This window comes from Streptomyces melanosporofaciens (assembly GCF_900105695.1).
GTDB lineage: Bacteria > Actinomycetota > Actinomycetes > Streptomycetales > Streptomycetaceae > Streptomyces > Streptomyces antimycoticus.
Window position 1 is genome coordinate 7,769,930 of sequence record NZ_FNST01000002.1, and the last position, 24,164, is coordinate 7,794,093.

Below are 24,164 nucleotides of genomic sequence, written 5' to 3' on the forward strand. Positions count from 1 at the left end.
CATGTGAGGGATCATTTCATGCTCGCCCAGATCGTTCTGTTCGACGGCTTCGACCTCCTCGATGTGCTCGCCCCCTACGAAGTGCTGGTCGCCGGTGGCATGGCTGCCGGGGGAGCGCTGCGCGCCGAGTTGGTGTCCGCCGAGGGACCGCGAGAGGTGGTGAGCGGGGTCGGGGGTGTGCCGCTGCGCGCCACGGCCGCCCTGGATCCCGCGACGGCGGACCTGGTCGTGGTCCCCGGTGCGGCCGGCCGGATCGGAGAACCCGGCGAGGTCCCCGATCTCGACGCGGACGCGGACGCGGGTGAGTGGCGGGAGCACGAATTCATTCCCGTAACTCTGGGCCGCGCCGTGAACACCGGCCTGCCGGGGCTGCTGAAGGCGGCCATGGACCGTCCGGGGACGACCGTCGCCACGGTGTGCGGCGGCTCGCTCGTCCTGGCCATGGCCGGTCTGCTGGAGGGCCGCTACGCCACCACCCACCACATGGGCCTGGACATGCTGGACGCCACCGGTGTCAACGCGGTCAGGGCCCGTGTCGTCGACGACGGTGACCTCGTGACCGGCGCCGGTGTCACCTCCGGACTCGATCTGGGCCTGTATCTGCTGGAGCGCGAACTGGGGCCGCGGATCGCCCACGCCGTCGAGGAGCTGTTCGCCTACGAGCGCCGCGGCACCCCCTGGCGCCACCACGGGCCGTCGCCCGTCGCCCTGTGACCACACCGCCCCCAGCGCAACCCGCTCCGAGCCACGTGAAGGAAGCACACCACCATGTCCGTTGAAGGCATCTGGGATCTGTCCATGTCCACCCCCATCGGCCGGATCAAGGCCGTGGCCGAATTCCGCGACGAGGACGGCACATTGACCGGTACGGCCCGCGGCGCGGGGGAGGAGGTCCCGCTGGTCGACGTGGCGCTCGAGGGCGACCAGCTCACCTGGCGTCAGGCCATCACCAAGCCCATGCGTCTGAACCTCGCGTTCACGATGACGGTCGACGGCGAGACGATGACCGGTACCTCCAAGGCCGGGCGGCTGCCCTCCTCCAAGGTCACCGGAGAGCGCCGGACCGCCTCCGAGGCAGCGGAGGGCTGAGCCTCCCCGAGTCCGGGGCAGTAGCGGACATGCGGCCCGGCTCAGACGAACTGCTGGATCACCAGCACGGTCGCGCTCGCCACCGCGAGCACCATGGCGACGCCCCTGGTGCGCCGCATGTCCATTCTGCTCGCCAGCGGGCGGGCGAGCAGCACCCCGATCGCCGCGGCCGGGGCGAGCAGGGCGGTGTGCCACAGGCTGTAGGTGTGCACCGCCCCGGTCGCCGCCAGGATGGCCAGGCTCATCACGGAACCGGCCAGGAAGAACCCGCTCATCGTGGCGCGCAGCCGCGGCCCGCTCAGGCGCTGCCAGACCATGGCCATCGGCGGCCCTCCGATGGAGGTCGCCGTGCCCATCAGCCCCGACATCAGGCCGGCCAGCAGCACCGAACGCCGTCGCGGCGCCGGCACGAAGCCGCGCAGGCTCACCGCGACGCCCGCGAGGACGACCACGGCGACGAGGAGGGCGAGTTGCCGGGCGGGCAGCACGGCGACCAGCGCCGCGCCGCCCACCGCGCCCGGCACCCGCCCGGCCAGCGCCCACCCCGCGCCGCGCAGGTCCAGGTGGCCGCCCTCCAGCACCAGGACCGCGGTCGTGACCCCGGTGGCGAGCAGCAGGACCACCACCGGGGTGAGCGAGGGGTCGAATATCGCGATCACCGGGGCGGCCAGCAGGCCGAGCCCGAAGCCGATGGAGACCTGGAGCAGCGCCCCGATCGCCACCGTGATGAAGAGCAGGGTGAACTCGGGCGGGCTCATGCTTCCGTCGGCCCGGTGCCCAGCGGGAAGTGGCACAGGCCCTCATGCGGCTCCCGCCCGGGGTCCGCCGTGGCGTCGCGGGTGACGACCGGAGGGGCGAGCTCGGCGCACCGGTCCTCGCTCTTCCAGCAGCGGGTGCGGAACCGGCAGCCCGACGGGATGTCGTACGGGGAGGGGATCTCCCCGCGGAGCTGGATCTCGTCGTCGTCCTGGGCCTGTCCGGAGACGTCGAGTGTGGGCGCGGCGGACATCAGAGCGGCGGTGTAGGGATGCAGGGGGCGGTCGAAGACCTCCTCGGTGGGGCCGTGTTCGATGACCTTGCCCAGATACATCACCGTCACCCGGTCGGAGACATGCCGGACCACCGACAGGTCATGGGAGATGAAGACGTAGGAGACACCGAGCCGTTCCCGCAGCTCGGAGAGGACATTGAGCACTTGGGCCTGTACCGACAGGTCCAGCGCGGACACGGGCTCGTCGCACACGATGAGGTCGGGGTCGAGGGCCAGCGCGCGGGCGATGCCGATGCGCTGCCGCTGCCCGCCGGAGAACTCGTTCGGGTAGCGGTGGGCGTCGCTCTCCCGCAGCCCGACCAGCGACAGCAGCTCACGGACCCGTCGCTCCCGCGCCTGTGCCGTGGGCACGATGTCGCGGTGGGTGCGCCACGGCTCGCCGATGAGATCGGCCGCGGACATCCGGGCGTTGAGCGAGGCGAAGGGGTCCTGGAACACCATCTGCACCCGGCGCCGCCAGGCCAGCAGTTCCTTGCCCTTGAGGGTGAACGGATCGGTGCCGTTGAAGCGCACCGTCCCCGAGTCCGGCCGCTCAAGACCGAGCACCACTCTGGCCAGGGTCGATTTGCCGCATCCGGACTCGCCCACCAGTCCGAGGGTCTCCCCGCGCTCGACCCGCACATCGACTCCGTCCAGCGCGGTCAGGCGCCGACGGCCATGGCCGAACGACTTGGTCACACCGCGGACTTCGAGCAGCGGCGGGGGAGTGGCCTGGCCATCGGACCGCGGGCCAGCGGCCGTGGTGTCGGTGAGGGGCGTCTCAGGCACGGTCGAGCTCCTCGGAGAAGTGGCAGGCGGCCGAACGCGAGGCCCCGACGGACATCAGCCGAGGCCGTTCCCGGGCGCAGCGCTCCTCGGCCAGCGGACATCTGGCCTGGAAGACACAGCCGGACGGGACCGCACTGAGCTCGGGCGGGCTCCCCGGCACGGCGGGCAACGGGCCGCCCCGGACGGCGTGTTCGGGCACCGAATCGAGCAATCCCTTGGTGTACGGGTGGCGGGGGCGGGAGAAGACCTCCGCCACCGGGCCGGTCTCCACCACATGGCCCGCGTACATCACCACGACATCGTCCGCGCGCTGGGCGACCACTGCCAGATCGTGGGTGATCAGCACGAGCGCCATGTCCCGCTCGGTCTGCAGATCCCGCAGCAGCCGCATGATCTGCGCCTGCACGGTCACATCGAGCGCGGTCGTGGGCTCGTCGGCGATCAGCACATCGGGGTCCAGCGCCACGGCCATCGCGATCAGCAGCCGCTGGCGCATACCGCCGGAGAACTGATGCGGATACGCACGCGCCCGCAGCCGCGGCTCGGGGATTCCGACGCGGGTCATCAGCTCGACCGCCTTCTCCCGGGCATCGCGCCGCGACAGCCCGCGATGGATCCGGAACGGCTCGGCGAGTTGCCTGCCGACCGGCTGTACGGGGTTGAGCGCGGTCAGCGCGTCCTGGAAGACGATCGACAGTACGGGACCGGCGAGCCTTCTGCGCCCCGCCTGGCCCAACCGCAGCACATCGGTGCCGGACACCCGCACGGATCCGCCCGTCACCTCGGCCGTCGGGTCGAGCAGCCCGACGATGGACAGCGCGGTCATCGACTTGCCGCAGCCGGACTCGCCCAGCAGGGCCAGCGTGCGCCCCTTGCGCACGCTGAAGCCGACGCCGTTCACGGCACGGAGGGTGCCGGAGGGGGTCCGCAGATCGACGCAGAGCCCCTCGACCTCAAGTGCGGGATCGCCGGTCGCGGCGGGTGCGGGCAGGGTGGAGGGCTTCACGCGATCATCTCCGAGGGAACAGCGGCGCGGTTGCCGCGCCGCTTCCGGGGCAGCGTCAGCCGCCAGCGCTGGGCGGGGTCGGTGGCCAGGCGAACCCAGGCGGCGAGCACCGTGGCCGACACCGTGGTGAGCACGATCGCGAAGCCCGGCAGCACGGCGATCCACCAGGCCGTCTGAAGGTACTGGCGCCCTTGGGCCACCATCAGCCCCCAGCTCACATCGGGGGGCTGGATGCCGATGCCGAGGAAACTCAAGGACGACTCGGTCAGCATGACGAAGCAGAAGTCGAGCGTGGCCACGGTCAGCAGCGTGGGCAGCGCGATCGGCAGGATGTGCCGGTAGATGATGTTCCGGCTCGGGGTGCCGAAGGTCCGGGCCGCGTCGACGAACAGCCGGCTCCTGAGCTCGGCCGACTCCGCGCGGGCGGTGCGCAGATAGACCGGGACCCGCGCGATGGCGAGGATCAGCACGATGTTCATCGCGCTGGGCGCGAAGACGTACAGCACGACGACCGCGATCAGCAGGGACGGGAAGCTGAGGATCACGTCGGCGACGCGCATCGCCACGTTCTCGCGCATCCCTCCGTGGTATCCGGCCCACAGCCCCAGTGCCGAGCCGATCAGCAGCGAGCACAGCACCGCGGGCACCGCGACGGACAGCGTCGTCCCGGCGGCGTCCACCAGCCGGGCCAGCACGCTGCGTCCCAGTACATCGGTGCCGAGCAGCCCGTAGAAGCCGTGGTCGAGGGAGGGCGGCCGCAGCGAGGCGCGGAGGTCCTGCCGCACCGCTCGGTCCCCGATGAACAGCCGGCCGAACAGCGCGACCAGGAACACCGCGGCGAGGACGACGGCGGCGACGGCCGCGCCCCGGTCCCGGCCGAGCAGCAGCCACCAGCGGGGCGGTCGGGTGGGTGACGGGGCGGCCTCGCCGGAGGGACGGCCGGCGGGGTCGGCGGGCTCGGTCATGGTGGCTCCTTCGCTCACGCCGGCACCGCCTGGCGCACTCGGGGGTCGATCAGGGCGTGGCAGACGTCGATGACGATGTTCAGCGCGAAGATCGTCACCGCCGTGATCAGAACGGCGGCCTGCAACACCGCGAAGTCGCGCTGCAGAATCGAGTCGATCATGAGCTTGCCGATCCCGGGCCAGCCGAAGATCGTTTCCACGATCACCGCCCCGTTGACGAGACCGACGGTGAGATCCCCGGCGACGGTCAGCACGGGCGTGATGGAGTTGCGCAGAGCGTGCCCGAACACCACGCGCTTGGGGTCGGCTCCCTTACTGCGCGCGACCTTGACATAGGGCGCGGACAGCGCGCCGACCATGCTGCCGCGCACCACCTGCACCAGCACGCCGAAGGGGCGGATCAGCAGGGTGGCGATCGGCAGCACCCAGATCTCGGGGCCGCCCAGGGTGCCGGAGGTCGGCAGCCAGCCCAGCCCCACTCCGAAGACCAGCACACCCATGATCGCGAACCAGAAGTCGGGGATGCTGGCCGCGGTCATCGACAGCAGACCGGCGATCCGGTCGATGACCGAGTTGGGCCGGTAGGCGGCGAGGCTTCCGACCAGCAACGCCCCCAGGATCGCCAGGAGCATGGTCATCCCGGCGAGTTGGAGCGTGACGGGGAACGCCTTGAGCACCATCGCACCGGCCGACTCGCCGGTGCGCAGCGAGGTGCCGAAGTCGAGCTGTGCGGCATTGCTGAGGTAGTCCCACAGCTGCACCGGAATGGAGTCGTCGAAGCCGTGGGCGGCGGAGAATTCCGCGCGCTGCTGGGGGTGGCGCTGAGCGGGAGGTAGAGGTCGACGGGGCTGCCGGTCAGGCGGGCCAGGCAGAACACGCCCAGCACCACGAACACCAGCGGGATCGCGCTGGAGACGATGCGCTTGCGCAGGAAGGACGTCATATCAGTGCCTCCCCGCCGGCGCGGGACTGACTTCGGAGAGCCGCATCTCGTCCCCGGTGGCGGAGTCCGGGCGGTACCGCACCGTCGGCGACAGTCCGAGCAGCCCGCGCATATGAGCCAGGTAGGCGTACTGCACAACCGACGTGTTCTGGTACGCGAGCACATCGGCGAACGCCTTCTGCCGGGCCTTGCCGGAGAGCGCGTCCGCCGCGGCGATGCGCCGGTCGAGGTCCTTGGTGCCGAAGGTGGACTGGGGGCCGTCGCTCTGCAGGTACTGACTCGTGGTGAAGGCCGCGTCCCCGGCCTGGTTGCCGTGCATGATCAGCAGCGCCACCGGCCCGACACCGCGGGGCAGTGGACGCAGCTGGTACTGAAGATGGGTGGCGGTGTCCGCCATGCGTATCCTCACGTTCAGCCCCACCCGCGCCATCTCGTACTGCAGGGCCTCGGTCACTTCCGCGATTCCGGCGAACATGCCGTTGCGTGCGACGAGGGTGATCCGCCGGTGTACCGGGACGCCGTCGGCGGCCGCCTGTTTCACCAGCGCGCGGGCGGCGGCCTCCTGGTACGGGGCGGGGGCGAGGTCGTCGTTGTGGCCCACCACGCCGGGCGGGACCAATTGCGCGGCGGGCTTGGCCAGTCCGCCGAGAAGAGCGCCGATGATGCCCTTGCGGTCGACGGCCATGCCGATCGCCTTGCGCACCCGGATGTCGTTGAGCGGCGCCTCACGGCCGTCCAGACGCAGGGCGGTCGTCTCGTTGTTGGGGTAGGCGACGGTGTTGCCCTTGTCGGCGCTGGTGTGGTCCAGCGCCGTCGCGATATCGGCCTCGCCCTTGTCGATCATCGCCGCGCGGACACTCGCGTCGCTCCGCCAGACATACCTGGCCCGGGGATAGGCCGGAGCCTTCCCCCAGTAATCGGCGCTGCGGGCAAGGGAGATCGAGACACCGGTCTGCCACGACTTGACGGCGTAGGGGCCGGTCCCGATCGGTATGCGCACCTTGGCCTTGGTGTCGGTGGTGCGCGGCACGATCTCCACGAAGCTGAGCCGCAGCGGGAGGATGGGGTCGGTCTTCTCGGTGGTGACGGTCAGCCGGGTGGGGCTGACGGCGCGTACGTCGAGTTTCGCGTCGCCGAAGACATAGCCGTCCACATTGCACGCGAGATCGGAGTTGACGGCGCGGTCGATGGAGAACGCGGCGTCCTTCGCGGTGAACGGCTGGCCGTTCTGGAAGGTCACCCCCGGGCGGATGTCGAAGGTCCACGTCGTGGGCTTCGTCTGCCGCCAGCCGGTCGCCAGCAGCGGCTCCAGCTTGCCCGAGGTGGGGTCCCGTTCCACCAGCGGTTCGGTGATGTTGGAGCGGACGACGACACCGGTCGCGGTCAGCGATGACTCACAGGGTTCCAGCGTCGGCGGTTCCTGAGTGAGGACCACCCGCAGGGTGCGCCCGTCCGCGCTGCCGGCATCACCCGCCGTGTCACTGTTCGCCACGGCGCACGCGCTGGTGAGCAGCATCGTGCCCGTGGCCAGAAGGGCGAGAACTGTATGGGCCCGGCCCCGTTCCGGGGGCGGACTGGAGGGTACGGAGGACTTCATCGTCGGCGTATCTCCGAGGGTGGTGGCGGGTTGCCGCCCGAGAACGACAGTCGACATGGCTGTCTACACTTGCGTACCCGGTCTGTATTTGTGGACGCTGAAGCTAAACCTGAGGCGCCGGGGCGTCAAGGGATATGACAACAAGCCCAGGTGGAAGGGGTGGTGGTCGGGACGGCGGAATCATTGACAGCTTCAACAGCGCTGTGCAGAAATGAAGACAGCGGCTACATATGAGGACGGCGGTCATGGCCAGTATGCGCATCATGCTCAACCACCGGATCCTGAGCAGGTTCACCGAGCGGCTGAGGGCGCGGATCGAGGGCCCGCACGAGTGGCTGGACGCCTCCGACTGGGACCCGGCGCGGATCGCCGAAGCCATCGCCACCGTCGATGTGTACGTGGGCTCCCAGCTCACCGAGGACCACGCGCGGCGAGCCGGCCGGCTCCGCCTCGTCCATGTCGTCGGCGCGGGCTACGACGGCATCCCCCTGGAGGCGCTGGGGCCGGATGTGACCGTGGCCAACACCCACCACCACGGCAGGTCGATCGCCGAACACGTCCTGATGTGCGTGCTGATGCTGTCCCGGCGTGTGCTCGCCGCCGACCGGGAGCTGCGCGCCGGCCGGTGGCGGAACGTCGCCGTGGACTCCGAGCTGCCCTTCGGGGACACCTTGCGGGGCCGCCGTGTCGGAGTCATCGGCTTCGGCGAGACGGGCAGGGAGATCGGCCGGCTGTGCCAGGCGGTCGGGCTCGGTGTGCGGGCGGTGCGCCGCGATCCGTCGGCCGCCCTGCCGGAGGGCCTGCGCCCCGACTGGGTGGGTGGCCCGGAGCGGCTCCCGGACCTGCTGGCGGAATCCGACATCGTCGTGGTCACCGTTCCGCTGAGCCCCGCGACGCGCGGACTGATCGGCCCGGGCGAACTCGCCGCGATGGGCCCGCAGTCCCTCCTCGTCAACGTCGCCCGTGGCCCGGTCGTCCAGGAGGAGGCGCTGTACGAGGCGCTCTCGGCCGGCACCATCGCCGGCGCCGCCCTGGACGTGTGGTGGGCCGGGCCTCCGCACGCGCCGAGCCGCCTGCCGTTCCACGCCCTGCCCCATGTGGTGATGACACCGCACAACTCGGGCCACACCGAGGAGACGTTCGCGGCCCGGGCCACCGATATCGCGGCCAACATCAACCGCCTGGACCAGGCGGAGCCCCTCCGCAACGTGGTGCGCGCCGGTGGTGTGCGGGCCGCCACGCCCGGCGGCGGTGGCCCGACGGACTGACGTGGACGGCCGCTGAAGCACCGTGTGCCGCCACGGCGCGGTGTGTCAGGGGGCGATGGTGAGGTGGCTGATCAGGCCCTGGTCCAGGGTGAAGCGATAGTGAAGGTCGACGGTGCCGCCGGGGAAGTCACCCTCGAGATGCTGGGTGACGGTGTAGCGGTCCGGGCCGTCGTGCTCGGCCCCGATGAGCGTGGTGGTGTAGGTGTACTCGGAGGTGGCACGGTCCAGCCACCGCTCGATGGCCGGGATCCCCTCGTAGGTGCGGCCGTCGTCGATGACGGTCGCGTCCGGCGTGAGTGCGGCTGAGGCGGCGGGCAGGTCGTGCTCGTTGTGTGCCGTCAGATACCGCTTGACGACGTCGGGCAGATCGGTGGGGTCGAAGGGCGTGGTGTCGTCGGTCATGGCTGCCTCGCTGATGGTTTTCTGAGGGATGGTTCCCGGGCCGTTCCCGGAAGGAATGGTGCTCAGAGTGCGGGAACTGTGCCGCCGTCGATGACGTGTTCGGCGCCGACGATGGCGGAGGCCCGGTCGGAGACGAGGAAGGCGACGAGTTCGGCGACTTCTTCAGGGCGATTGGGGCGCCCGAGGGGGATGCCGCCGAGGGAATCCATGAGTGATGCCAGAGCGGATTCCCGGTCGCCGGTCTTCTGGGCGATGCGGTCGATGAGGGCGTCCGCCGCACTGGTCTGGATGAACCCGGGGGAGACCGTGTTCACCCGCACACCGAGCGGTGCCACTTGGTTCGCCAGGCCCTTGCTGTAGGTGCTGAGAGCCGCCTTGGCGGAGGCGTAGGCCAGCGTGCCGTTCCACAGTGGCATCCGGCGCTGGATCGAGGAGACGTGGACCACCGCACCCCGGCCACGTTCGATCATGCCCGGGATCAGGGCGCGGTCCAGGCGGACGGCGGCGAGCAGGTTGTGGTTGAGCTCCTGCTGCCAGATCTCCTCGGACATCGCCTCGAAGCCGCCGGCGGGCGCGGCCGAGCCGCCGAGCGTATGGACCAGGATGTCCATGCCGCCGAGGCGCCGATTCGTCTCGCGTACGACGTGTTCGGCGCCGTCCGGTGTGGTCAGGTCCGCGCCGATGAAGTCGTCGTCGGGGACGTCCTCGGGCTGGGAGCGGGCGGTGACCAGCACGGTCGCACCGGCCGTCCGCAACCGGGCCGCGATCGCCGCTCCGGCGCCCTTGGTGCCACCGGTGACGAGTGCGCGACGGCCGGCGAGAGAGTCATCGAAAAAGGTGGGCAAGACTGTCCGTTCCGGGACGCACGCGAGCGCATCCCTTGCGACTGCTAAAATAGAAGCAAGTAACTTTCACTTTAGCAGTAACTCGGGAGGGCGTCGCGATGGCAAGCCGGATCAGGCTGGAGGACCGTGAGTGTCCGCTGTCGACCACGGTTCAGCACGTGGGGGAGTGGTGGACGCTGCTGATCCTCCACGACGCCTTCGACGGCTATACGCGCTTCGATCAGTTCCAGCAGAGCCTGAACATCTCCACCAGCATGCTCACCACGCGCCTGAAGGCCCTGGTGGCGGACGGCCTCCTGGAGCGGCGCCCCTACCAGACCAACCCGGTGCGCCATGAATACGTGCTGACCGAACGCGGCCGTTCGCTGCGGCCCGTGGTCGTCGCCCTGGCCGCCTGGGGCAATCAGCACCTCGCGCCGGAGGAGCGCGCCATGATCCTGGTCGACGCCAGGACCGGTGAGGAGGTGGAGCCCGTTGTGGTGGACGCGCGCACCGGCCGAAGCCTCGACGACGGCGAGACCTTCGTGTTCACCGCGGGGCCGGCCGCCAGCGACGCGATGCGTGCCCGGTACGTCGAACTCGAACGGCAGCGTCCCGCGCACGCCCGGGGGGCGCGCGACGGGGACCTGCCCGGCTGATCGGATCAGGCGTCTCGCCGAGGTGAGGCCCTACCTGGCGGAGGGGAGCGAAACGCGGATCAGAAGACCTGGGTGAAGCAACCGAACGCGGTGGCCGCGATGACCACGGCCACCGCGGTCGCCCGCAAAACTCTGGCTGTCAGCACGGGAACCCTTCCTCGTGCGAGCGACTGGGCTCACAGGCAGTAGCGAACGAGCCACTCGTCGGGGTTGTACGTGTCCTTGGCGGGGTCCGGCGCTATCGCCGCCCTCTCCTCCACAGTGTCCTCCAGGCGGATCCGCTCCGGCAGCTTGCCGAACCGGGCACGGCGCGCCGCTTCCGTGACATCTGGCACTTCCCGCTTATCCGACATCGCATCGTTCCTTGTCGTTTCGATGGTCCAACGATAGTCGCAGCCGCATGCGTCACCGGTCAAGTAGGTGACAGGGCCTGTTCTCCTTCCAATTCCGATGCATCTGGATAGTTAAATTATACCCAGGCTGTACGCTCATGAGCAGAGGATTGAGTCATGTCCGGCGGGAGGTGTGCGGTGTCGTCCGGGAAGAAGATTTCAGGGCCCATCGATGACGAGCCGGCCTGTTCCATCGAGCGGAGCCTGCAGATTCTGGGTGAGCGCTGGGCACTGCTGGTGCTGCGCGAAGTCTTCGGGGCAGGCATCGATTCGCCGAGATGCAGTCGTCTCTCGGTGTCGCGCCGAACCTGCTCAGCGCCCGGCTCAAGCTCCTCGTCGAGGCCGGGGTGTTGCGGACGCGGACGTATCAGGAGCCGGGCAGCAGGCATCGGCAGAGCTACCACCTGACGCAGGCCGGGGAGGAACTGCGCCTTGTGCTGGCCGCGCTTCAGCAGTGGGGCGACCGCCACCGCCCGCGCCCGTCGGGCCCCTCGTCTCTCCGGCGCACACGCTCCACCGGCGAGGCCGTGAGCGTGGGGTTCATCGACGCGGAAGGCCGTGAGGTGCCCTGTGCCGACGTGGCCTTTGTGGTCAATCGCGGGTCAGAGGACTGAGCCGCGCGGGTGAGCTTCTAGCGAGCTTCTCTTTATATAGCCAGAGGAAGAGGGAACACGATGGACATCAAAGGATCAGTCGCCCTGGTCACGGGGGCCAATCGCGGTATCGGCCGTGCGTTCGCCCGGGCGCTGCTCGAGCACGGCGCGGCGAAGGTCTACGCCGGTGTCCGCGATCCGGCCGGCGTGGTTGACCAGGGCCTCACCCCGCTGCGTCTGGACGTCACCAAGCCGGAGCAGATCGCCGAGGCCGCTGCTGTCGCGGACGATGTGAGCATCGTGATCAACAACGCGGGCGTCGGAGGCTCCGGCACGGGGCTCCTGGAGGGCGACTTCGCGGCCGCCCGTCAGGCGATGGAGGTCAACTACTTCGGCACCTGGGCCGTTTCCCGGGCGTTCGCCCCGATCCTCGCCCGCAACGGCGGTGGTGCGCTGGTCAACATGCTGTCGCTGGCGTCCTGGGTCGGGCAGCCGGGCTTCCCCGGATACGCGGCCTCCAAGTCGGCGCAGTGGTCATTGACGGACGCGCTGCGCAAGGGACTTCAGGAACAGGGCACGCTCGTGGTGGGGGTCCATTCCGGTTTCGTGGACACGGACCTCAGCTCCTGGGTGGACGCGCCTAAGATCACTACCGCCGATGTGGCGGCACAGACCATGGAAGCCTTGGCGAACGACCGGTGGGAGGTTCTCGCCGACGACGAGACCAGGCAGGCCAAGGCCGCCTTGTCGCAACCCCTTCAGGCCGAACCCGGTAGGTGATGTGTCGCACCGGCCGCGCGTCGGCGCACGTGTCCCGCGACCGTCCAACGGCCGTTTCTCCCACCCAGATATCCCTCAGCGCAGCGAGCGAAGGCGGCGATCGTGTCAGAAGAGCGTCAGGAAGCCACGCCGGGTCAGGAAACCACACGCGTCGAGCTGATGAGTCGGCCCACACCGCTGGAGGCCGCGCCGCGGCTGGCCCGTGCGATCGGGCTGGAGCCCGGTGATCTGTGGGTCAAGCGTGACGATCTGATCGGGCTCGGCGGCGGGGGCAACAAGGTCCGCAAGCTGGAGTGGACGGCTGGGGCCGCCCGCGCCGAGGGCGCCACCACGCTCGTGACCAGCGGGGCCGCGCAGAGCAACCACGCCCGCCTGACGGCCGCGGCCGGGGCACGGCTGGGCATGGACGTGGTCCTCGTCCTCGCCGGTGCGCCGAGCGAGGGAATGACCGGCAACATCGTGCTCGACGGTCTCTTCGGCGCCCGCGTCGTATGGGCGGGGGAGGTGAGTGAGGTCGAACTCGCGGCGGCCGTGGAGGACGTGGCCGGGGAGCTGCGCGAGGAAGGCGCCAGGCCCGCGGTGATCCCGTTCGGCGGATCCAGTGTGCTGGGCGCCAGGGGCTATGCAGAGGCCGGGACGGAACTCCTGCAACAGGCCCCGGACCTGGCCACGGCGGTCGTGGCGGTCGGATCGGGCGGCACCATGGCCGGTCTCGTCCACGCCCTCGGAGCCGAGCGGGTGCTGGGCGTGCACTGCGGAGCCATCGCCGATCCCGGGCACACCGTCGGCCACCTGGTCGAGGGGCTGGCCGGACGGCCCGAGGCCACGTCCCTGCGGCTGCGCCTGGATCAGGTCGGTCCCGGCTACTCCGCGCTCACCGAACCGGTCATGGACGCCATCACCACCGCGGCCCGCACCGAAGGCATCGTCCTCGACCCCGTCTACACCGGCCGTGCCCTGGCCGGTCTCATCGCGGCCGTCCACGACGGCCAGGTGCGCCCCGGGGAGCGCACGGTCTTCCTGCACACCGGCGGTCTGCCCGGTCTGTTCGGGCACACCGAGACGCTGCGGCGGGCGCGTTCCGCCGTGGCCGACACCGCCGTACGGTGGCCCCGCGGCTGAGCGCCGCAGCCCCCGGCCGGTCTCCTGGATGGCCGTGCCCCGCTGAAGCGGGCCGGTGCTACTCCGCGTCGGAGGGTGGCGGCGGGGGAGTGGCCGCCGAACGGGCCGACTCCGCACCCTCCGTGGCATCCGCGACCACGTCGGCACAGGTGGCGAGTCGGTGGGCCAGGGCGCGCACATGGTCGCGCAGGGCGTCCGGATACTCGATCACGAACGGGAGATCCAGCCAGGCGAGCACGGAGGGCACCCACTCCAGCCGCTCGGCGCGCAGTTGGACCCGCACCCATCCGCCGCCTTCCCCCTCCCCGGATGTACGGTCCGTCTCCTCGGCGGGCAGTTCCCGCACCGTGGCCAGCCCGGGCGGGAGCCGGTGGCGGACCTGCTCGGCCGTGCCCTGGACCCGCAGCGACACCTCGTGCAGGTAGGGCACCCCGGCGAGCCCGGACAGCACCCGGGCGGCCGGATCGAACCCCACGGGCACCTCGAACGACCCGGGCAGCACCGTCGCCGTTTCGATTCGGTCCAGCCGGAACGTGCGTACCTCGCCGCTGGCCGAGTCCGCCCCCGTCACATACCAGCGCCCGGAGTGCGCGACGATCCCGTACGGGTGCACGGTGCGTTCGCTGCGCCGTCCCTTCCACGCGGTGTAGCTGACGGCGACCGGCCGGCGGTCCCGCGCGGCCTCCGCGAGCATCAGCAGCACGCTCGTCTCCGGGATGACCACGGGACGGGCGGGGGCGGTGAAGTCGGCGGTCGCCAGCAGCGCGTCCAACCGGCGGCCGAGCGCCTCGGGCAGCACCCGGCGCACCTTGGCGGCGGCGCTCTCCGCCGCCGCGACGGACGTGGTCACCAGCCCGGCCCGGCGCCCGACGACCAGGCCGAGCAGCACCGCCAGCGCCTCCTCGTCGGTGAGCATCAGCGGGGGCATCCGGTAGCCGGGGGCGAGCCGGTAGCCGCCGTAGCGGCCGCGTACCGAACGGACCGGGACGTCCAGGTCGATCAGGTGGCCGATGTAGCGCCGTACGGTGCGCTCGTCCACACCGAGCCGGTCGGCCAGGTCGGCGACGGTGCGGGTGCCACCGGCCTGCAGGATCTCCAGCAGGGCGAGCACGCGGGCGGTCGGTCGGGTCATGTCCGGAAGTATGGCGCGGATACCGGGCGGTTCCTGTCCGGTATCCCTCCTAGCGTGTGGGCCATGGCAACCTACGTACTTCTTCCCGGGTTCTGGCTCGGGGCCTGGGCCTGGCGCCCCGTGGCGGCCGACCTGCGCGGCCGTGGGCACGACGTCCATCCGCTCAGCCTGACCGGGATGGGCGAGCGGGCACACCTGGCCCGGCCCGACACCGATGTGGAGACGCACATCACCGATGTGCTCAACCTGATCCGTTACGAGGACCTGCACGACGTGGTCCTGGTCGGGCACAGCTATGCCGGTGCGGTGGTGGTCCCGAACGTGGCGGACCGGATGCCGGACCGGATCAAGCGGATGGTGTTCATCGACAGCGGTCCGCTGCCGGACGGGATGTCCCAGGCGGAGTTCGCCCCGCCGGAGGAGCGGACGCGCAACGCCGAGCTGGTCCGCGAGGAGGGACACGGCCGGCAGCTGCCGCCACCGCCGTGGCACCAGCTGGCCTCCGGGGTGTCCGGGCTGCCGGACGGCACGCTCGAACGGCTGGTGCGGCTGTCGGTGCCGCAGCCGTGGGCCACCGCCACCACGCCGGTCCGGCTGACCGAGGCGTGGGAGAAGCTGCCGCGGCTGCACGTGCTCTGCGGCTTCTCGGTGGAGCAGGTCCGGGCGCGGATCGCCACCGTTCCGGCCTTCCGGTACATGGCGACGGAGACTTCGGCGTATCGGGAGCTGCCCGGCTGGCACTGGCCGATGTTCGACCGGCCCGGCGAGCTGGCGGCGATCCTGCACGACGCCGCCTGACCGGCACGACTCACCGCTTGGAGCGGCTCGACGCCGGGCTCCCGTGGCGAGGCTTGCGAAAGATCAAAATCACCTGTCAGGATGGTGACGTGAATTTGGAGCATGTCTTTCTGTGTGGGAACCCCGCTCTCGACTTCGCCGCGACGTTGCGCGCTCGCCGCTCGGTGCGGTTCGAGATGTTCGTGTCACCGGACCGGCTGGACGCCTGGTACCTGGAGTCCGGAATCGTCGACACCGTCTCCGCCAGTCAGCATGCCGACGTCGAGCGCGCGGTGGCCCTACGGGAGGCCGTCTACGAGCTGGTCACCGCCCGGGTCGCGGGGGAGCCCTACGACAGCGAGGCACTCGCCGTGGTGAATGACACGGCCCGCCAGCCTGCCGCGGCGCCGCAACTCACCGCGAGCGGGCGGCGGACGGACGCGACATCGCAAGAAGCGCTCTCCACGGTGGCACGGCATGCGGTCGAGCTCCTCAGCGGTCCGGATGTGCCGCTGCTCAAGGAGTGCGGCAACCCCGAATGCACCCGTGTCTACATCGACCGGTCGCGAGGCGGGCGCCGGCAGTGGTGCGCCATGGACCCCTGTGGCAACAAGCTCAAGGCGGCCGCGTACCGCGCCCGCAAGCGGCAGGCCCAGGAGCCTGCCGCGCGGTGATGAGCAACCCGCCTGCCCATCGCTGATCACACGGCCCGCCTCGTGGCGGACGACCGTCGACAGAATGGATGTCTTGCGACTCTAGACAGGACTGGACATGTATGGCTAACTACCGGACATGCCTAAACAGGTCCTCAAGCATCAGCGCATCGCCCGCGTTCTGGCCCGTGAGATTCACAGCGGCGCCCTGGAGCCGGGCAGCAGGCTGCCCGGCGAACACGCGCTCACCCGGCGCTTCGCGGTCAGCAGGGCCACCGTTCGGCAGGCGCTGGACGAGCTCAGCAAGCAAGGGCTGATCTCCACCCACGCGGGCGTCGGCTCGTTCGTCACCTTCGACGGCGGCCTGCTGGACAACCGCCTGGGCTGGACCAGGGCACTGGCCGACCAGGGCGCCCGGGTCACCACCGAGGTCCTCCGCCTCGAAGCGGTGCGCGATGCCCGGCTGGCCGGGGAACTGGGCATCGAGGGCGTCGAGTTCATGGCGCTGGACCGGTTGCGCGTGCTGCCGGAGGGCACCGCGGTCGCGCTGGAGCGCAGCAGGGTTCCGATGGCCCCGGCCCTGGCCGACGTTCCGCTCGGCGGGCTCCTCGACGGCTCGCTGACCAAGACCCTCGCCGCGGTCGGCATCCGCGCCACCCACGGGGACGAGTGGGCCTCCGTACGGCAACTGGCCGCCGACGAGGCGAGACTGCTCCGCCGCCAGGAGGGTGAGGTCTGGCTCAACACCCGCCGGGTCAGCCGCGGAGCCGATGGCCAGATCGTCGAGCAGGTGACCAGCCTGCTGGACCCCGCCCGCTTCCAACTGCACCTCGGCTTCGGCGAGCAGCCCCAATGAGAGCCCCGATGAGACCCCACGCGGCGCCCGCCCTCCCCGACGTACCGCCTTCGCGCACCGACAGGAATCCCGCATGAACCACCAGCACGACCGCGCGCTCGGCGCCCTCTACGGCCTGGCGATGGGCGACGCCCTCGGCATGCCCACCCAGATCATGTCCCGGGCGTCCATCGTCGCCCGGTTCGGCACCGTCACCGGTTTCGAGCCCGGCCCCGAAGACAACCCGGTGAGCGCCGGAATGCCCGCCGGTTCGGTCACCGACGACACCGATCAGGCCGTCATCGTCGGCCGGCTGCTGACCGGGTCCGGCGGGCGGATCGAACCGCTGCGGCTCGCGCACGAGCTCCTGGAGTGGGAGCGCGCCATGAAGGCCAAGGGCTCCTTCGACCTGCTCGGCCCCTCCACCAAGGCGGCCCTGGAGGCCGTGTCGCGCGGTGTGCCGCCGGAGGAGGCGGGCAAGGCCGGTGCCACCAACGGCGCGGCGATGCGGATCACCCCCGTCGGCGTCGCCTTCCCCGACACCCCGCTGGAGCCCTTCCTCGACCGGGTCGCGGAGGCGTGCCAGGTCACCCATGACACCTCCATCGGTGTTGCCTCCGCCGCCGCCGTGGCCGCGGCGGTGAGCCGTGGCATCGACGGCGGCGATCTGGAGGACGCCTTCGGCGCGGCGGTCACGGCGGCCGCGGCAGGGGCCGAGCGCGGCCACTGGGTCGCCGGCGCCGATATCGCCGCCCGTATCGGCTGGGCCGTGGAGCTGGTCCGCGGTCTGCCCGAGCGGCAGGCACTGGACCGCGTCTGCGACTTGGTCGGCACCAGCGTCGCCAGCCAGGAGTCGGTCCCCGCCGCCTTCGCCGTACTGTCCCTCGCCGAGGGCGAGCCGTGGCGGGCCTGCCTGCTGGCGGCCAACCTCGGCGGTGACTGCGACACCATCGGCGCCATCGCGGGCGCCATAGCCGGTGCCGTCAGCGGGGCCTCGGGCCTCCCCGGCGAAGCCCTCGCCACTTTGCGCTCGGTCAACGGTCTCGACTTGGAACCGCTGGCCACGGCCCTGCTCGCGCTGCGCGCCGGCACGGCCGAGTGACCCCCACGCCCGCCCTCACATCCGCACCGGAGCGCCCCCGGACAGAAAGACAGGTACCACCATGGCGGCTTCAGAGAACGACCGCGTCGGCTCCGTGGAGACCCGAGGCATCGAGCCGGTTCCGGACGCCGAGCGCCACGGCCACGCGAGCCAGATGTTCTGGACCTGGTTCGCCGCGAACATCAGCATCCTCGGCCTGCCGCTCGGCGCGGCACTGGTCAGCTTCCGGGGCCTGAACATCTGGCAGGCGGCCGTCGTGGCCATCCTCGGGTCCTTCGGCTCCTTCGCCCTGGTGGGCGCCCTCAGCATCGCCGGGAAGCGGGGCGGAGCGCCCGCCCTCACCCTCTCCCGCGCGGTGTTCGGGGTCCGCGGCAACGCCGGTCCCACGCTGGTCACCTGGATGAGCCGGCTCGGCTGGGAGACCATCAACACCACCACGGCCGCCTTCGCCCTGCTGGCACTGCTCGACGCCGCCTTCGGCATCCGGCGGAACACCGTCCTGACCGTGGTGTGTCTGCTGGTCTTCATCGGCTGCACGCTGCTGATCAGCGGTCTGGGCCACGCCACCATCATGTGGATCAACAGGTGGGCCAGCTATATCTTCGGCCTGCTCAACCTGGTCGTGATCATCTTCCTCGCGACCACCGTGGACTGGGACAAGGTCTTCCACGCCCCGGTCGGATCGGTGAGTGCGATGGTCGTGGGCGTCGGCATGATCGCCGCCGGTACCGGGATCGGCTGGGCCAACACGGGCGCCGACTACGCCCGTTACCTGCCCCGGCGGATTCCGGGCGGCAGGCTGGTGGCCGCTTCCGCCTTCGGCGCCGGTATCCCGCTGGTCGTGCTGATCTCACTGGGCTCGCTCCTCGCGGCGGGAGAACCGAATCTCGCCTCCGCCTCCGACCCCGTCTCGGCGATCAACACGATGCTGCCGTCGTGGATGTCCATCCCGTATCTGATCGCCGCGTTCGGCGGACTGCTGCTCTCCAACCACCTGTCCGTCTACTCGGCCGGACTCACCATGATCACCCTGGGTATACGGGTCCGGCGCACCCTGGCCGTCGGTCTGGACGTGGTCGTCACCTTCGCGGGCGGGATCTACTTCATCCTGATCGCCAAGGACTTCTACGGCCCGTTCATCACCTTCCTCACGCTCCTCGCCGTCCCCATCAACGCCTGGGTGGGCGTCTTCGCGGTCGACCTGATACTCCGCCGGTCCTATGACGGCGCGGCCCTGATGGACGTCGGCCGGTCCAGCCGCTACTGGTTCCGGGGTGGGATCGCCTGGGCCGCGATGATCGCCTGGGCGGCGGCCATCGTGGTGGGCCTGCTGTTCACCGAGGCCAGCACCAGCGCGACCGATGTGTGGTTCTCCGGGCCGCTGTCCCACAGCTGGATCGGGTCCAACGGCCTGGGGTGGGTGGTGACCCTGCTGCTCGCCGCCGCCGTCTACGCCGTGCTGCGCAGGTTCGACGGCACCGTCCGCGAGGAGGCGTCCGGGCAGCGTCCCCAGCAGCAGGTGCTGCCCGCTCAGGCCGCGCGGGAGCTCTCATGAGCGGCCACGAGAGCGCCCCCGGCGAGGTCATGGACGGCCGGCTGGTCCTGCTCGGCAACGCCATCGTCGACCTGGTGATGCGGGTGCCCGCACTGCCCGAACGTGGCGGCGACATCGTCTCCACGGACACCACCCTCACCACGGGCGGCGGATTCAACGTCCTCACCGCCGCCCGCCGCCTGGGCCTCCCGGCCGTGTACGCGGGCGCCCACGGCACCGGGCCGTTCGGCGACCGGGTGCGGGCCGACCTCGCCCGGGAAGGCATGGAGATGGTGCTGGCTCCGATGGGGGAGGAGGACACCGGGTTCTGCGTCGCCTTCGTCGACGGCGGCGGCGAGCGCACCTTCGCCACCAGTCTCGGAGCGGAGGCCCGGCTGACCGAGGCCCACGCGACGTCCGTGCTCGCCGCGCTGCGCCCCGGCGACATGGTGCAGATCTCCGGCTACGGGCTCGCCTACCCGGTCAACGGCCCGGTCCTGGCCTCGCTCGTCGCCCGGCTGCCGGAACACATCCGGGTCTTCCTCGATCCGGGTCCCCTGGCCGACCAGATCCCGGAGGAGGTGCTGGCACCCGTTCTGGAGCGCTGCGACTGGGTCAGCTGCAACCAGCGTGAGGGGCGGCTGCTGACCGGCCGGGAGGACGCACAGGAGGCCGCGGCCGCGCTCGCCGCCCGGCTCGGCTCGCGCACCGGTGTGCTGCTGCGGGCCGACGCGGACGGCTGCTGGCTGGTCCCGCCCGGCGGAGAGGCCCTGCACATCCCCGGCCGCCGGGTGACCGCGGTCGACAGCAACGGCGCGGGCGACGCCCATACGGGAGCGTTCCTGGCCCTCCTCGGCCACGGGCTCGACCCGGGCACCGCCGTACGGGGCGCCAACGCCGCGGCCGCCTTCGCGGTCACCCGGCACGGCCCCGCCACCGGACCTGCGCTCGGCGAGCTGCTGGACTTCCTCGACGGCGAGCCCCTCGCGGCGCGGCTGTCCTCGGCGCTCGGGCGGTAGTCCGCTCGCGCGCTCGCGTCACGGAGGTTCCCCCCGTGACGCGAGCGCGCGCTTCACCCGGCGGTGTCGGAAGTGTCCTTCCCGCCGGGTGCGTGCTCATCGTCACCGAGGACGTGGTCGCGTACCGCGGTCAGGATGCGGTCCGAGAGGTCGTCGCCCGCGCAGGCCCGTGACAGGACCAACGCCCCGATCATGGTGGACACTTCGACCAGAATCGTCCCTTCGTCCGGCGAGTCGTCGCCGGACTTCCTCGTTATGCGCTCCATTCCGTCGACCAGGTTGCGCATGCCATCGGCGTAGGCCCGCCGCAGCGGGTCGCCGGGCTCCGCACGCGCGGCGTCCACCGCCAGTGCCGCGGCGGCGCACCCCAGCGCGGGGTTGTCGCGGTGGAGGGTGGACAGATAGGTCGCCAGGAAGGCCGCCCGGGCGCCGCGGCCGCGCTCCTCGCCCGTGTCGTGGCCCGCGTTTCCGTCCGCGTCAGGGCCCGCGGCCTCGGCCTCGGCGAGGTCGTCCATGGCCGCGAGGCGTTCGGCGAACGCGGCCGTGCACGCCTGGGCGATCAATTCGTCCTTCGAGGCGAAGTGGCGGTAGAACCCGCCGTGGGTCAGACCCGCCGCCGCCATCGCCTGGGGAACGCTCACCTTGTCGGCGCCGTGGGTGCGCACCAGCTTCGCGGTGGCCGCGATCACCTGCTCGCGGTGGCGCTCGGCCTCGGCTCGGGATGCTCGGGGCATGGTCGGTACTTCCTTCTGCGTCAGTTGCCGGACTCGGGTACGGGATGCCGGTACCGCACCGATGATATTTGCGACCGGTTATAGATGATGCTAATAATCTATTTTAGCGCGCCACGGGGACGGCGGCCTCACGGTCCGCCGCCCCTGCCGGTTCGAGCGCGCTCTTGGACAAGGAGGGTCCGACATGGTTGCGATCGATGGTTCCGTGGTGCTGGTGACCGGAGGTCAACGTGGCATCGGCAAGGCATTCGTGGAGGCGCTGCTGGAGCGTGGGGCGGCGAAGGTCTACGCGACCGCGCGGAAGCCCAGCCCCAGCGAGGACCCGCGGGTCGAGGCCGTTTCCCTCGATGTCACCGACGCGGACGCGGTCGCGGCCCTCGCCGACCGGGCCGCGGATGTGAACATCGTCATCAACAACGCGGGAGTGCTGCTGCCCTCGCCGCTGCTGACGGCGGACATGACCGATGTGGTGGCGACGTTCGAAACGAATGTCTTCGGGGCGCTGCGGGTGGCACGCGGCTTCGCCCCGGTCCTGCGGGCGAATGGCGGTGGCGCGCTGGTCGACATGCACTCCGTGCTGTCCTGGGGCGCCGGCGCGGCCGCCTACGGCGCATCGAAGGCCGCGCTGTGGTCGATGACGAACTCCCTCCGGGTCGAGCTGGCGCCGCAGGGGACCCAGGTCGTCGGCGTGCACCTCGGTTTCGCCGACACCGACATGGTCGCCGGGATCCCGGCCCAGAAAACCTCTCCCGCCGAAGTGGCCAAGAAGGTTCTGGACGGCGTCGAGGACGGCGTCAGCGAGGTGCTCGTCGACGACGTGACCCGGCAGATGAAGGCGGCGCTGGCCGGGCCGGTGGAGGGCCTCACCGTTCCCCTCGGTCGCTGACCGGCCGCGGCGACATTCACCGGTCACCGCCGTTGCCTTTGCCACCATCATTGTCTTCGAAGGAGAGACGCCATGCCCCTGTGGCACGTCTACCATCCGGTCGACGCCTATTCCGCCGAGCAGAAGCGGCAATTCGCGGCGGACGTCACGGAGTACTACACCCAGGTCGGGCTGCCGAAGTTCTACGTCGTCACCCTCTTCCATGACATCCCGGAGTCCTCGTTCCTGGTCGGCGGCGAGCCGTCGAACCGCACCGTCCGGGTCGTGGTCGAGCACATCGCCCGCCACTTGTCGGACCCCGAGACGAGGAAGAGGTCCGCCGAGGGGCTCGACCGCGTGCTGGCCCCTCACACCCGGGACCGCGGGCTGCACTGCGAGTTCCACATCGACGAGACGCCCCGGGATCTCTGGATGATCGACGGGATGGCGCCGCCGCCCCCGCGCAGCGAGGCGGAACAGGTCTGGGCGCGTGAGAACCGGCCGCTGCCGTACTGACCGGCCGACCGTGACCGCAGCACGGCAGCGCGAGGCCGCCGACGGCGATCGGCGGCCTCGTGGGAAATCCCGTGGCCGAGCGGGGGCGGGTCTGGTTGGATCACGGTATGGCCCCTGCGGATATGCGGAAGATCGGGATCCTGCTGTTCCCGGATGTGGAAGAGCTCGACGCCATCGGCCCATGGGAGGTGCTGTCGTACTGGACGCGCACCTTCGCCGAGGACGGGTGGCAGGTGTTCTGCCTCTCCGCCGACGGCAACCCCGTGACCTGCGCGAAGGGGCTCACCGTCGAGGCGCATCAGGCGATGGCCGACCTGCCCGCACTGGATGTGCTGCTGCACCCCGGCGGCCGGGGGACCCGGCCCCAGCTGAAGGATGACCAGCACCTGGAGTGGGTCCGGTCCCAGCGGCGATCGGTTCCCCTGATGACCAGCGTGTGCACGGGCTCGCTGGTCTACGCGGCGGCCGGGCTGCTGGCCGGGCGGCCCGCGACCACACATTGGGGGGCGCTGGACCTGCTCGCGGAGCTCGACCCGACGATCGACGTACGGCCCGATGAGCGGTTCGTCGACGACGGTGACGTGATCACCTCCGCGGGGGTCTCGGCCGGTATCGACATGGCTCTTCACCTGGTGGCCCGGCTGGCCTCGCCGGAGCGCGCACGTCAGGTGCGACGTGGCATCCAGTACGACCCGCGGCCACCGGTGTGAGCACACCGCACCGGCGGAGCGGCAGGGGTCAGCCGGGGCTCGAGCGGCCGTGCCGCCAGTACCCGAAGAACGCGATGTCCGGCTTCGGTACGCCGTGTTCCCGCACCAGATGGCGGCGTACCCCGGTGGCCAGCCCGGCCTCCCCGGCGACCCAGGTGTAGAACCGGCCCGGCCGCGGCGACGACGTCCTGACCGCGTCGAGGGCCAGCCTTCCGGGCAGCGTGTCCGCGCTGTCCCGGGCCAGCCACCGCACCCGTACGCCTTCGGGAGCGGTGATGTCCGCGCGGATGTCGGCGGTCTCCGGCACCTCCAGGAAGACCTCCGCCGCCAGTGACGCCGGAGCGTGCTCGAGGATGGCGAGGATCGCCGGCACGGCACTCTCGTCCCCGGCGAGCAGCTGCCATTCGGCATGAGCGGGCGGCAGGTAGGTCACGCCCATGTCGAAGATGCCCGCCGGGTCTCCGGGTTGGGCGCGCCGGGCCCATGCGGAGGCCGGGGTGTCGCCGTGCAGCGCGAACTCGATGTCCACTTCGCCGAGTTCGGGCCGGGCCCGGCGGATGGTGAAGTTGCGTACCCAGGGCCTGCGTGATTTCGGCAGCAGAAGAATCTCCGCCATCCACGCCTCGCTGGAGAGCTTCGGCATTCTCAGCCCCTCCTGCCCCTCGCGGGGAAAGAACAGCCGCACGGTCTGGTCGAAGCCCGTGGGCTTCAGATGCTCCAGTTCCGGGCCGCCGAGCGTGATGGTCGAGAAACCGGGTGTCAGCGTGGTGTTCCCTCGTACCTCCAGCGTGATCATTCGCCGTGATTCGGGTGTGCGCACCTTGGGCA

Annotated in this window: 28 protein-coding genes; 16 read left to right on the forward strand and 12 right to left on the reverse strand. The window is 70.8% G+C overall.

Features of this window, described 5'->3' with window-relative positions; translation table 11 throughout:
* Window positions 1-18 precede the first annotated feature (18 nt).
* Both BLV72_RS35650 and BLV72_RS35655 read left to right on the forward strand, forming a co-directional pair.
* Entirely contained in the window at window positions 19-714 is a 696-nt protein-coding gene (locus BLV72_RS35650) for a DJ-1/PfpI family protein (RefSeq protein ID WP_093467559.1), read from the forward strand.
* A gap of 54 nt (window positions 715-768) precedes the next feature.
* Window positions 769-1,089 carry a hypothetical protein gene (locus tag BLV72_RS35655; protein WP_093467561.1) on the forward strand — a complete coding sequence of 107 codons (321 nt, stop codon included), beginning with the start codon at window positions 769-771 and terminating at the stop codon, window positions 1,087-1,089.
* A gap of 41 nt (window positions 1,090-1,130) precedes the next feature.
* On the opposite strand, the gene BLV72_RS35660 is transcribed toward BLV72_RS35655, so the two are convergent.
* The 6 genes from BLV72_RS35660 to BLV72_RS35685 all read right to left on the reverse strand — a co-directional run bounded on the left by BLV72_RS35660 (window position 1,131) and on the right by BLV72_RS35685 (window position 7,314).
* Window positions 1,131-1,847 carry a sulfite exporter TauE/SafE family protein gene (locus tag BLV72_RS35660; protein WP_093467562.1) on the reverse strand — a complete coding sequence of 239 codons (717 nt, stop codon included), beginning with the start codon at window positions 1,845-1,847 and terminating at the stop codon, window positions 1,131-1,133.
* Window positions 1,844-2,908, reverse strand: a complete 1,065-nt coding sequence (locus BLV72_RS35665) for an ABC transporter ATP-binding protein (RefSeq protein WP_093467564.1) — start codon at window positions 2,906-2,908, stop codon at window positions 1,844-1,846. The genes BLV72_RS35660 and BLV72_RS35665 overlap by 4 nt, the downstream gene beginning before the upstream one ends.
* Complete coding sequence (locus tag BLV72_RS35670; RefSeq protein ID WP_093467565.1) at window positions 2,901-3,914, reverse strand: ABC transporter ATP-binding protein; 1,014 nt, start codon at window positions 3,912-3,914, stop codon at window positions 2,901-2,903. Before BLV72_RS35670 ends, BLV72_RS35665 begins: the two co-directional genes overlap by 8 nt.
* Entirely contained in the window at window positions 3,911-4,879 is a 969-nt protein-coding gene (locus BLV72_RS35675) for an ABC transporter permease (RefSeq protein ID WP_093467567.1), read from the reverse strand. Before BLV72_RS35675 ends, BLV72_RS35670 begins: the two co-directional genes overlap by 4 nt.
* Before the next feature lie 14 nt (window positions 4,880-4,893).
* A complete protein-coding gene (locus BLV72_RS35680) occupies window positions 4,894-5,640 on the reverse strand; it encodes an ABC transporter permease (RefSeq protein WP_244321169.1) in 747 nt (248 codons plus the stop codon).
* A 183-nt stretch (window positions 5,641-5,823) separates the two neighbouring features.
* The gene (locus BLV72_RS35685) at window positions 5,824-7,314 is read right to left on the reverse strand and encodes an ABC transporter substrate-binding protein (protein WP_244321170.1); all 1,491 of its coding nucleotides are present in this window, start codon (window positions 7,312-7,314) and stop codon (window positions 5,824-5,826) included.
* A 350-nt stretch (window positions 7,315-7,664) separates the two neighbouring features.
* Between BLV72_RS35685 and BLV72_RS35690 the strand changes: the two genes are divergently transcribed.
* A complete protein-coding gene (locus BLV72_RS35690) occupies window positions 7,665-8,687 on the forward strand; it encodes a 2-hydroxyacid dehydrogenase (RefSeq protein WP_244321171.1) in 1,023 nt (340 codons plus the stop codon).
* Window positions 8,688-8,732: 45 nt separating this feature from the next.
* Here the strand turns inward: BLV72_RS35690 and BLV72_RS35695 are convergent, their stop codons facing one another.
* Together BLV72_RS35695 and BLV72_RS35700 are read right to left on the reverse strand one after the other, a co-directional pair.
* Window positions 8,733-9,089, reverse strand: coding sequence for a nuclear transport factor 2 family protein (locus BLV72_RS35695; protein WP_093467570.1), 357 nt, complete (start codon window positions 9,087-9,089; stop codon window positions 8,733-8,735).
* A gap of 62 nt (window positions 9,090-9,151) precedes the next feature.
* The gene (locus BLV72_RS35700; RefSeq protein WP_093467571.1) at window positions 9,152-9,934 is read right to left on the reverse strand and encodes an SDR family oxidoreductase; all 783 of its coding nucleotides are present in this window, start codon (window positions 9,932-9,934) and stop codon (window positions 9,152-9,154) included.
* Between the two features lie 98 nt (window positions 9,935-10,032).
* On the opposite strand from BLV72_RS35700, the gene BLV72_RS35705 reads away from it, so the two are divergent.
* Entirely contained in the window at window positions 10,033-10,572 is a 540-nt protein-coding gene (locus BLV72_RS35705; protein ID WP_093467573.1) for a winged helix-turn-helix transcriptional regulator, read from the forward strand.
* A gap of 176 nt (window positions 10,573-10,748) precedes the next feature.
* Here BLV72_RS35705 and BLV72_RS48260 read toward each other — a convergent pair whose 3' ends face one another.
* Window positions 10,749-10,925 (reverse strand): hypothetical protein, encoded by a 177-nt coding sequence (locus BLV72_RS48260; protein ID WP_167746450.1) that lies wholly within the window; start codon window positions 10,923-10,925, stop codon window positions 10,749-10,751.
* A 317-nt stretch (window positions 10,926-11,242) separates the two neighbouring features.
* Here BLV72_RS48260 and BLV72_RS35710 point away from each other — a divergent pair, with 317 nt between their 5' ends.
* The 3 genes from BLV72_RS35710 to BLV72_RS35720 all read left to right on the forward strand — a co-directional run bounded on the left by BLV72_RS35710 (window position 11,243) and on the right by BLV72_RS35720 (window position 13,459).
* On the forward strand, window positions 11,243-11,578 hold the full coding sequence (locus BLV72_RS35710) for a winged helix-turn-helix transcriptional regulator (RefSeq protein WP_244321172.1): 336 nt from the start codon (window positions 11,243-11,245) through the stop codon (window positions 11,576-11,578).
* A 60-nt stretch (window positions 11,579-11,638) separates the two neighbouring features.
* Window positions 11,639-12,337, forward strand: a complete 699-nt coding sequence (locus tag BLV72_RS35715; protein ID WP_093467574.1) for an SDR family oxidoreductase — start codon at window positions 11,639-11,641, stop codon at window positions 12,335-12,337.
* A 102-nt stretch (window positions 12,338-12,439) separates the two neighbouring features.
* A complete protein-coding gene (locus BLV72_RS35720) occupies window positions 12,440-13,459 on the forward strand; it encodes a D-cysteine desulfhydrase family protein (RefSeq protein ID WP_244321173.1) in 1,020 nt (339 codons plus the stop codon).
* A gap of 58 nt (window positions 13,460-13,517) precedes the next feature.
* Here BLV72_RS35720 and BLV72_RS35725 read toward each other — a convergent pair whose 3' ends face one another.
* The gene (locus BLV72_RS35725) at window positions 13,518-14,591 is read right to left on the reverse strand and encodes a helix-turn-helix transcriptional regulator (RefSeq protein ID WP_093467577.1); all 1,074 of its coding nucleotides are present in this window, start codon (window positions 14,589-14,591) and stop codon (window positions 13,518-13,520) included.
* 63 nt (window positions 14,592-14,654) lie between these two features.
* Here BLV72_RS35725 and BLV72_RS35730 point away from each other — a divergent pair, with 63 nt between their 5' ends.
* From BLV72_RS35730 to BLV72_RS35755, 6 genes are all read left to right on the forward strand, one after another.
* Complete coding sequence (locus tag BLV72_RS35730; protein ID WP_093467579.1) at window positions 14,655-15,389, forward strand: alpha/beta fold hydrolase; 735 nt, start codon at window positions 14,655-14,657, stop codon at window positions 15,387-15,389.
* A gap of 89 nt (window positions 15,390-15,478) precedes the next feature.
* Window positions 15,479-16,042 (forward strand): CGNR zinc finger domain-containing protein, encoded by a 564-nt coding sequence (locus BLV72_RS35735; protein WP_093467580.1) that lies wholly within the window; start codon window positions 15,479-15,481, stop codon window positions 16,040-16,042.
* Between the two features lie 118 nt (window positions 16,043-16,160).
* Window positions 16,161-16,877, forward strand: coding sequence for a GntR family transcriptional regulator (locus BLV72_RS35740; protein WP_093467582.1), 717 nt, complete (start codon window positions 16,161-16,163; stop codon window positions 16,875-16,877).
* 73 nt (window positions 16,878-16,950) lie between these two features.
* Window positions 16,951-17,958 (forward strand): ADP-ribosylglycohydrolase family protein, encoded by a 1,008-nt coding sequence (locus BLV72_RS35745; RefSeq protein ID WP_093467584.1) that lies wholly within the window; start codon window positions 16,951-16,953, stop codon window positions 17,956-17,958.
* 61 nt (window positions 17,959-18,019) lie between these two features.
* Entirely contained in the window at window positions 18,020-19,513 is a 1,494-nt protein-coding gene (locus BLV72_RS35750; RefSeq protein ID WP_093467585.1) for a purine-cytosine permease family protein, read from the forward strand.
* Window positions 19,510-20,511, forward strand: a complete 1,002-nt coding sequence (locus BLV72_RS35755) for a PfkB family carbohydrate kinase (protein WP_093467587.1) — start codon at window positions 19,510-19,512, stop codon at window positions 20,509-20,511. Before BLV72_RS35750 ends, BLV72_RS35755 begins: the two co-directional genes overlap by 4 nt.
* 53 nt (window positions 20,512-20,564) lie before the next feature.
* Here BLV72_RS35755 and BLV72_RS35760 read toward each other — a convergent pair whose 3' ends face one another.
* Window positions 20,565-21,245 (reverse strand): TetR/AcrR family transcriptional regulator, encoded by a 681-nt coding sequence (locus BLV72_RS35760; protein WP_093467588.1) that lies wholly within the window; start codon window positions 21,243-21,245, stop codon window positions 20,565-20,567.
* Window positions 21,246-21,429: 184 nt separating this feature from the next.
* Between BLV72_RS35760 and BLV72_RS35765 the strand changes: the two genes are divergently transcribed.
* The 3 genes from BLV72_RS35765 to BLV72_RS35775 all read left to right on the forward strand — a co-directional run bounded on the left by BLV72_RS35765 (window position 21,430) and on the right by BLV72_RS35775 (window position 23,336).
* Window positions 21,430-22,131, forward strand: a complete 702-nt coding sequence (locus tag BLV72_RS35765; RefSeq protein ID WP_093467590.1) for an SDR family oxidoreductase — start codon at window positions 21,430-21,432, stop codon at window positions 22,129-22,131.
* A gap of 72 nt (window positions 22,132-22,203) precedes the next feature.
* Complete coding sequence (locus BLV72_RS35770) at window positions 22,204-22,626, forward strand: tautomerase family protein (protein ID WP_093467591.1); 423 nt, start codon at window positions 22,204-22,206, stop codon at window positions 22,624-22,626.
* A 107-nt stretch (window positions 22,627-22,733) separates the two neighbouring features.
* Window positions 22,734-23,336 carry a DJ-1/PfpI family protein gene (locus BLV72_RS35775; RefSeq protein ID WP_244321174.1) on the forward strand — a complete coding sequence of 201 codons (603 nt, stop codon included), beginning with the start codon at window positions 22,734-22,736 and terminating at the stop codon, window positions 23,334-23,336.
* A gap of 28 nt (window positions 23,337-23,364) precedes the next feature.
* Here the strand turns inward: BLV72_RS35775 and BLV72_RS35780 are convergent, their stop codons facing one another.
* On the reverse strand, window positions 23,365-24,132 hold the full coding sequence (locus BLV72_RS35780) for a siderophore-interacting protein (RefSeq protein ID WP_208905831.1): 768 nt from the start codon (window positions 24,130-24,132) through the stop codon (window positions 23,365-23,367).
* Window positions 24,133-24,164 lie beyond the last annotated feature (32 nt).

Coding starts and splice junctions, on each gene's coding strand:
- BLV72_RS35745 (WP_093467584.1), top strand. CDS start 16,951: ATGAACCACCAGCACGACCGCGCGCTCGGCGCCCTCTACGGCCTGGCG.
- BLV72_RS35675 (WP_093467567.1), bottom strand. CDS start 4,879: ATGACCGAGCCCGCCGACCCCGCCGGCCGTCCCTCCGGCGAGGCCGCC.
- BLV72_RS35725 (WP_093467577.1), bottom strand. CDS start 14,591: ATGACCCGACCGACCGCCCGCGTGCTCGCCCTGCTGGAGATCCTGCAG.
- BLV72_RS48260 (WP_167746450.1), bottom strand. CDS start 10,925: ATGTCGGATAAGCGGGAAGTGCCAGATGTCACGGAAGCGGCGCGCCGT.
- BLV72_RS35660 (WP_093467562.1), bottom strand. CDS start 1,847: ATGAGCCCGCCCGAGTTCACCCTGCTCTTCATCACGGTGGCGATCGGG.
- BLV72_RS35690 (WP_244321171.1), top strand. CDS start 7,665: ATGGCCAGTATGCGCATCATGCTCAACCACCGGATCCTGAGCAGGTTC.
- BLV72_RS35705 (WP_093467573.1), top strand. CDS start 10,033: ATGGCAAGCCGGATCAGGCTGGAGGACCGTGAGTGTCCGCTGTCGACC.
- BLV72_RS35770 (WP_093467591.1), top strand. CDS start 22,204: ATGCCCCTGTGGCACGTCTACCATCCGGTCGACGCCTATTCCGCCGAG.
- BLV72_RS35760 (WP_093467588.1), bottom strand. CDS start 21,245: ATGCCCCGAGCATCCCGAGCCGAGGCCGAGCGCCACCGCGAGCAGGTG.
- BLV72_RS35775 (WP_244321174.1), top strand. CDS start 22,734: ATGGCCCCTGCGGATATGCGGAAGATCGGGATCCTGCTGTTCCCGGAT.
- BLV72_RS35710 (WP_244321172.1), top strand. CDS start 11,243: ATGCAGTCGTCTCTCGGTGTCGCGCCGAACCTGCTCAGCGCCCGGCTC.
- BLV72_RS35730 (WP_093467579.1), top strand. CDS start 14,655: ATGGCAACCTACGTACTTCTTCCCGGGTTCTGGCTCGGGGCCTGGGCC.
- BLV72_RS35740 (WP_093467582.1), top strand. CDS start 16,161: ATGCCTAAACAGGTCCTCAAGCATCAGCGCATCGCCCGCGTTCTGGCC.
- BLV72_RS35695 (WP_093467570.1), bottom strand. CDS start 9,089: ATGACCGACGACACCACGCCCTTCGACCCCACCGATCTGCCCGACGTC.
- BLV72_RS35755 (WP_093467587.1), top strand. CDS start 19,510: ATGAGCGGCCACGAGAGCGCCCCCGGCGAGGTCATGGACGGCCGGCTG.
- BLV72_RS35780 (WP_208905831.1), bottom strand. CDS start 24,132: ATGATCACGCTGGAGGTACGAGGGAACACCACGCTGACACCCGGTTTC.
- BLV72_RS35655 (WP_093467561.1), top strand. CDS start 769: ATGTCCGTTGAAGGCATCTGGGATCTGTCCATGTCCACCCCCATCGGC.
- BLV72_RS35650 (WP_093467559.1), top strand. CDS start 19: ATGCTCGCCCAGATCGTTCTGTTCGACGGCTTCGACCTCCTCGATGTG.
- BLV72_RS35750 (WP_093467585.1), top strand. CDS start 18,020: ATGGCGGCTTCAGAGAACGACCGCGTCGGCTCCGTGGAGACCCGAGGC.
- BLV72_RS35715 (WP_093467574.1), top strand. CDS start 11,639: ATGGACATCAAAGGATCAGTCGCCCTGGTCACGGGGGCCAATCGCGGT.
- BLV72_RS35765 (WP_093467590.1), top strand. CDS start 21,430: ATGGTTGCGATCGATGGTTCCGTGGTGCTGGTGACCGGAGGTCAACGT.